Below are 3787 nucleotides of genomic sequence, written 5' to 3'. Positions count from 1 at the left end.
AGCCCCGCTCGTGCCAACCAGGAGGGACTGTCAGTGATCGACGCCGAGCTTGTCGAGACCGCCGGCACGGTGGACGACGGCATGACCGCCCACGCCCGGGTCTATCTCGTACTCCAGACCTTGAACAGCATGGGCCCCGGGCTGCACCCGCTGCGGCGCATCATCGACGAGTCCGGAGTCACCAAGTCGACGGTCCACCGCATCCTGCGCGCCGGGGTGGAGGCCAAGCACCTGATCTACCGCGCGCCGGGCCGCTACGGCATCGCCACCGACGTGGCCAACCACCGCCCGGATGCGAGCGTTCACCTGAATCTGCCGCACGACAGTGCCCTCGACCGTGAGACCACCGTGCTGCAGCGGCAGACCGCCCAGGTTGCGATGGCTTTCAGCGCCGTCCTGATCGACGACACCCCGGGGCGGCTGATGCTCGACCACACCTACGGACGCCGCAGCGACTTCCAGGCGGCGTTCAACCACGCCGACGTCGACACGAAGGTGGCCCTGCGGTACGCGCCGCTCACCGCGGACGCGGCCGGGCTGGCGATCCTCTCGCACCTCGACGGCGCTCCGCAGAGCCATCTGATGCGGGAGATACGCTCCGAGGGGTACGTGCTGACCCAATCGCCTCTGCCGGACTGGAAGATGCTCGGGGTGCCTCTGTGGCGCGGCTCGACCGTGTACGGCTCGCTCGTCGTCATGGGGCTGCGCCCGCAGATGGAACGCAACCGGCGCGAGTACGCCGCGGCCGCACTGGCCTGCGCCGCCCGGCTGAGCGCACGTTGTGAGCTGGGCAGCGGTGCCATGCGGCTCGCGAGCTGACGCTCACGGCCTGCACCCGCAGCCGCGCCGGCGGCCCGGCCCGCACCGGAGCCGTGGCGGTCGTCGCCAGGAGTCTCAGGCAGTCACCGCAGTTTGCCGCCTCGCAGCGAGACGCGCTCAGTCATCGTCCGGAGCGCTCCCAACCCACGCAACCGGCTGCCCCTCCGCGTTGACGCCCCAATGCGGATCCGCTGACTCGTGCCCCGCGTCCAGGATACAGATGCGCCCCCACTGGCCATGTTTGCCGGGGCATACACGCTGATGAACGGCGTGGTCGCCTTCCCGGACCGCCCGCTCGCGCCGATCCTGCAGGGCCCCATACCGAGCGCGCAGGTGCAGTCCGAGCCGGAGCTCCTCAAGACGGATCTCCTCGCCCAGCCGGCGGACTTCCGGATCGGCCAGCAGAACCAGGATGGTGGTCTCCGCCTCCCTGCCCGTCGTGCCGCCATCGGTGGCTGCGGGCCGAAGGCTCGCGTGCTCCTCCATGATGCTGGTCCCCTCTGCCCGGATCTACATTCAGCGCGGCGACACTCCCGTACGCCAACCATCCTCGCCTACGCCATTGCCTCCGCGGGCTGGTCTTCCGTGCCCGTTCGCGAAGCGGCCGACGGCGCGGCTTGGCCAACGCCGTGGGCGCGGCGCCCAGACCCACTGTGCGCCCCGCTGCCGGGTGGCGGCCTAGCCGCTCGATCCGGACAGGCCGCGCAACGTCGATAGGGTGTGGCCGACCCGTCTCCAGTGGACGGGACAGCCGACATGTCCGGGGGCACCGTGGTGCAGGTCAGGCCGCATGCTCGGGAGAGGCGCAGCTCTCCGGCCTCCACTGGCCGTCGACGTCGATGAGCACGAGCGTGAGGCGTGTGAACCCGAGGCGCTGAAGTGACCGGGGTGTCTCTTCGACCAGCCGGCATCCCTGACGGCCCACCTCCGGATCGGGGTGACGCACCTCGCGGACCGCGCCCTCGTGGTGGACCAGGTCTGCGCCGGTGCCCAGGACCCAGTTGGGCATGTCGGTGAGGTAGGCATCACGCAGCGCGGCGTGGCGGTACACGTCGCGGCGGATGGCCTGAAGCCCGTTGTCCTCACTGTGCCGCTCGAGGCTGGACGACAGCTGCGCGAGCATGGCGAGTTGCCACTTGAGGTGGTCGATGAAAATGGACGGGGCATCCGGGTGGAAGAGCCCGAACCTCAGGAAGTTGCGCGAGGGCATCGCGGTGGGGTGGGCCCGCACGCCGCTGAACAGATCCCGGAAGGCCTTGTTCGCCATCTTGACGTCCCACGCCTGGTCGATGACGAACGTGGGCAGCGAGAGCGCGTCCATCATGACGGTGTAGTCGCCCAGGAAGGCGGCGTCGGCGGGGTCTTCCGATTCGGGGCGGTGGAGCGCGGCGCGCAGGTCCGGTTGCGGTGCGCGGCCGACCGCGTAGAGGAACAGCAGGGTGAGTTGGTACTCGGTCATCTCGAGGGCTTCCGCCAGGGCGTAGAGCTTCTCGTCCTTCCACTCCTTGACCCGGCCGCGCTCCCAGTCGCCGTAGGAGCGGCCGCTGATGTCCAGCCGCGCGGCGATGGCTTCCTGGGGCAGGCCGAGGTGTTCACGGCGTCCCTTGAGGAAGGTGTGCAGCCGCCTGGCCTGGATCTCCGAGGCCAAGGATTGTGCGGTCTCCTCCCGGCCGGCGTTCTGTTGAACGTCGGTGTGCATTGCCGTTCCCCCTTAACGATGCGGCTCTGTTCCCGGCCGCGTCAGCGGCCGCTGCGCTGGGACACCCCGTGTAGTGCGGTCGCTACCTGCTTCCATTCGACGCGGCGTGGCGCGACGCTCCAGCGTCTGTTCCGCCCTGCTGTACATGGTTGTGGGCTTGCCGGTACCGAGCGGCGCCAGCGAGCCGGATCTCCCGTTCTGCTGCGGTGCCCGTGGGAGAGGCGGGCAGACTGCCTGTGCCTGCGAGCACCGGGCCTCGAGCGAGCGGATGCCGCGCAGCGCGGCTGCCGTCCGACTCCGGCCTCGGTGGTGCAGGGTTCATGCAGCGACTCCAAGCGGGGCATGACACCGGGTTCGGTGGCTCGCAACCCGCAGGACCAGCGCACCGGGCCCGGCACATGGGCGCGACACCGCAGAGCCGCGCTAGGGCAGGGATGGCCGAAACCGCATCCGCCGGAAACAGCGGGTAGACAGTTCGCCCACAAGCAGCGATCATGCTGCACACCATCGAAAGTGTCAACGTTTGTAGCGCTTGTGGCGAGCTGCGAGTCAAAGTAGCTACAAAGTTGATCGATGCAGATGTGGGGTACATCGGAGAGGGGGTAGCGTGACGCCCGCTGATTGTCCACAGAGAGCAGGAGACCACCCTTTTATGGACACTCCCGACATCCCCGGGGAGCAGGACCTTGCGAGGGTTGTAGCTGCGCTCACCGACCAGATCAGGGCGCTGGACCGTACCCCCGAAGGTTTGATCGACTTCGACCACATCGAGTCGACGACAGGCATCGCGGCCGACACTGTGCGGCGCCTGTTCGCCGGTGAAACGGTCACGTCGGAAGAGCTCAACCACTCCTTCCCGGAGCGGCTGCAGTTCCTGCGCAGAACGCACCCGCGTGACGACGGCAAGAAGTACTCCGCCGAACAGCTCGCGCAGCGCGTGGGCATCGCCAGAGCGACGATGACCGCCCTGATCAATGGGACCCGTAACCCCAACCTGGATGTGAACACGAGCCTGGAGCGGCTGTTCGGCGTGACACCGGGGTTCTTCACCATGAGCGGCGAAGAGGCACTGGTCAAAGCTCTTGAACGCGTGAGCGATCAGGTGTTGGTCCTTGCCCAGCTCAAGGGCATTCGCATCGAGCACCTGGCCTTGCGCGGCAGCATCGCGGCAGGCGATGACGAACTGGCACAGGAACTCCGGGCGGCGCTGCTCAGCGGCCTCGCCCCTCCGGCGCGGGCTGCCGGACCGCAGCCCGAGGACACCGAGTT

The 3787-nt window shown here is 68.5% G+C and carries 4 protein-coding genes; 2 read left to right on the top strand and 2 right to left on the bottom strand.

Annotated features, from left to right (window positions below; all coding sequences use genetic code 11):
• The coding region (locus P3H78_RS32920; protein ID WP_276112844.1) for a helix-turn-helix domain-containing protein at positions 1-819 on the top strand (819 nt) is incomplete at its 5' end.
• 117 nt (positions 820-936) lie between these two features.
• Here P3H78_RS32920 and P3H78_RS32915 read toward each other — a convergent pair.
• On the bottom strand, positions 937-1305 hold the full coding sequence (locus tag P3H78_RS32915; protein ID WP_276112843.1) for a hypothetical protein: 369 nt from the start codon (positions 1303-1305) through the stop codon (positions 937-939).
• A gap of 295 nt (positions 1306-1600) precedes the next feature.
• Entirely contained in the window at positions 1601-2518 is a 918-nt protein-coding gene (locus P3H78_RS32910) for an MmyB family transcriptional regulator (protein ID WP_276112842.1), read from the bottom strand.
• A 652-nt stretch (positions 2519-3170) separates the two neighbouring features.
• On the opposite strand from P3H78_RS32910, the gene P3H78_RS32905 reads away from it, so the two are divergent.
• On the top strand, positions 3171-3787 hold a 617-nt coding region (locus P3H78_RS32905), incomplete at its 3' end, for a helix-turn-helix domain-containing protein (RefSeq protein ID WP_276112841.1).

The organism is Streptomyces tropicalis, assembly GCF_029269835.1.
Classification (GTDB): Bacteria; Actinomycetota; Actinomycetes; order Streptomycetales; family Streptomycetaceae; genus Streptomyces; species Streptomyces tropicalis.
Note: the sequence above shows the minus strand (reverse complement) of the source record. Positions and strands in the feature narration are given on the sequence as shown.

What these genes read in the sequence shown, in the direction of transcription:
- P3H78_RS32915 (WP_276112843.1), bottom strand. Translation starts at nt 1,305, where the DNA reads ATGGAGGAGCACGCGAGCCTTCGGCCCGCAGCCACCGATGGCGGCACG.
- P3H78_RS32910 (WP_276112842.1), bottom strand. Translation starts at nt 2,518, where the DNA reads ATGCACACCGACGTTCAACAGAACGCCGGCCGGGAGGAGACCGCACAA.